The organism is Iodobacter sp., from assembly GCF_025352645.1.
GTDB lineage: Bacteria > Pseudomonadota > Gammaproteobacteria > Burkholderiales > Chitinibacteraceae > Iodobacter.
Genome location: NZ_JANXSO010000079.1, coordinates 1 through 2,746, shown reverse-complemented (window position 1 = coordinate 2,746; position 2,746 = coordinate 1). Strand labels below are relative to the sequence as shown.

Here is a 2,746-nt window from a genome sequence, read left to right as displayed (position 1 = left end):
TTGGTTTCACCAATTACATAAGGCTGAGTGGGGGAGCGTAGCGGGCTGTGCCAGATATGGTCTATCCCTGCGCCCTTTGGCCCATCGTGCTCTTCGCGCTTACGGCCATGATCGTTTACTTTCTTAAAGCCTGCTTTTGCTGTAGGCATATGGTAATCAGTTAAGTGCTCAGGCAACACGCCACTTTGCCAGTTGCTACGTTTTTTAGCCTGGCGTTTTTCGCTGGTTTTAGTTTGCAGCGGGGTGGCTTTTTGCTTGGGGGTACGGTCTTTCAAGACTGGCGCACTTTTTTTTCCTTTGGGGACGATGACTTCTGGGGCCGTGCGCACGGCGGTGGTTTTGCCCGTGCTTTTAGGAAGATCATCCGCCAGCAGTTTGCCATGCATTTTTTTAAGTTCGCCTACGGCATTATCTACTTTACCGCTCGCCATTTTTTTAAGATCAGTAAGCTGCTGAATATAGCGATTTACATCAGAGCGGCCCATCAGCGCTTTAACGGCCCAGCCATCGAGAGCATGAATAAAAGCACCTAACATATCGTCGATCAGGGCTTTAAGTTGGCCGGCCAGCTTGCCAAAATCCATTTCCTTGACCCATTTGTAAGCATTCCCTCTCATCTTGGCGGGTAATACATCCAGAATTCTCGACAATGGAGTGCCGACTTTTGCCAGCTTAAAGACAGCCTTAAAGGCATCGCCCACGCCGGGAATGCAGCCCAGCACATTGATGACTAAATCCAACCAAGCAAAAGGATTGGCTGGATTAGCCGTAAGGGAAAGGATGGATAAAATAATATCTCGCGCATCCATCACTTGGCCGACACCGGGCACCACCCCAAGCACCGCCGTCACAATAACTTGCGAGGGGCTATCGCCTTTGCCAGAAACAAGCCCATGTAACCACCCCCCAATACCCTGATCAGCTTGATCTAAAGCGGCTTTAGTCGCTGCTTTTCCCCCTGCCGTTGCTGCGCTCATGGCTTTTCTCCACTCTTTATAGGGGGATCTTTAGGGTGCGCTTTGCTGTAATCCACTCTGGGCTGTTGCTCGCTGTCTAAAAGATAATCATCGTAATGTTGCTCGTATAAAGGCTCTGCGCCGTATTTTTCACTCAGCATGGCTTCAATTTCGTCTGGGAAATAATTGTCTTCAAGGTATTCGGTTTCAGCTTCCAAATACTGCTCTAGCAGCAATGCCGCTTCTTCGTTGCTGCTTGGTTTTTGCCCCAAAATAGGGTTGGCTGGGGCTTTAACCCAAGGCTCTGCATCACGGCTATCCCAACCATAAATAATTTCTTGTACGCCTTCGGCAGGAATACCTTCTAATTTTGCATGGCCTTTATCGTCAAGCGTGCCTTGCTGTTGCGTGCCATCGGCAAACAGTACGGTGTAAGGCGCGCCCACTACGGCTTGCATATTCTTATAGCGATAATTTAATTCCAACCAGTTTTTCTTATCTTCAGCCTTGGGCAAATAAGGCGGAGCCACATTCAAACTCTTCGGCCCGCCCCAATCATGGCTTCCCCCTTTAATACTCACCTTCCCCGGGGCATGCAGCTCGATCTTGCCGTCTTTGATGCGGATATAAGCACCGCCAGCGGTGAGCAGGATTTCTTGTTTGGCGTTGAAGAGGCCTTTGCCTTTGATGGCGGTGAACCTAGCGTTTTTGTCAGCGGTGATTTCGATATCGTCGCTTTGGGCCTGCATTTGCAGTTGGCCTTTGGCGGCGATCAACTTCATGGTGATTTTGTCTTTAATGCCGCCGGTAAACAGGCTGATGTGCTGACCCACGTTATGAATCCAGCGGCGGCCGGTGCTTTGGTTGCTGTCCCTTTGGGCGACTTGATCAAGGTTGCTGCCTGCGCTGAGGGTCTGGCTTTGCGGGGTGGTAATGGCTACGCCATCCTCGCCGTGCAGCAGGATGATTTTTTGCTGGCCTGCTTGTTCTTTTGATTTGCTTTTGCCGTCTTTATCCGTATTGCTGCCTGCAGCTAAGCTTTTGCTGGCATGCACGTGGTGATAAAGGTGGCCGTGGGTGGCTTTGTCGCCAGCGCTGTTGTCGGGCTTAACCGTTTGATCGTCGTCGCCGGTTTCGATAGTGTCAGCGAGTTGTTTAGTAGCGTATTCGCCAAGATTTTTGGCGGTTTCCAGGGCGGATTCAAGCTGGCTTTGGGCGGGTGTGCGGTCGAGCTGTTTGCCGGATGCGCCGCCCTTGGCTTCGGTGCTGATGAGTAAGCCGCTGGCGCGAATAGCGCCTTGTTTGTCGGTGCGTAATTCAAAGCCTTCGCCGCGTGGGTCACCTTTTCCATCTGTGCGCGGGTGGATCAGGTAGCCCATATTAAGCTGGGTTTTGCCGTGCTCGCTAGATAATTTAGTTCGGACTTCGCCCTTAGTATCGTCAAACAGCAGTTCGCCGTATTGGCCGCCCTCAAATTCTTTGGTCTTGATGCCAGACAGCGTTTTGTTGGCAGGCAAAGCGCCTGCGCCGCTGAATGTCGGCACTGGATGACTACCGTTGTGGACGACTGCAGTGACGATGGGGCGGTCGATATCTCCCTCGATAAAATCCACCAGAACTTCCTGCCCGATGCGCGGAATAAACTGGTGGCCAAAGCCTGCACCGGCGCTTGGCATAGATACGCGTACCCAGCAGGACGACTTATCATCGAGGTTAGCGCCAAACTCCGGGTGCTCAGCGGCACGCTGCCAATGTAGCTGAATTTTTATCCGGCCTTGCTCGTCGGTATG

At 51.9% G+C, this 2,746-nt stretch carries 2 protein-coding genes; both read right to left on the bottom strand.

Features of this window, described 5'->3' with window-relative positions:
* On the bottom strand, nt 1-977 hold a 977-nt coding region (locus Q0R17_RS09465), incomplete at its 3' end, for a hypothetical protein (protein WP_293934411.1).
* A partial coding sequence (locus tag Q0R17_RS09460; protein ID WP_293934410.1) for a type VI secretion system Vgr family protein occupies nt 974-2,746 on the bottom strand: 1,773 nt, incomplete at its 5' end. The genes Q0R17_RS09465 and Q0R17_RS09460, both read right to left, overlap by 4 nt.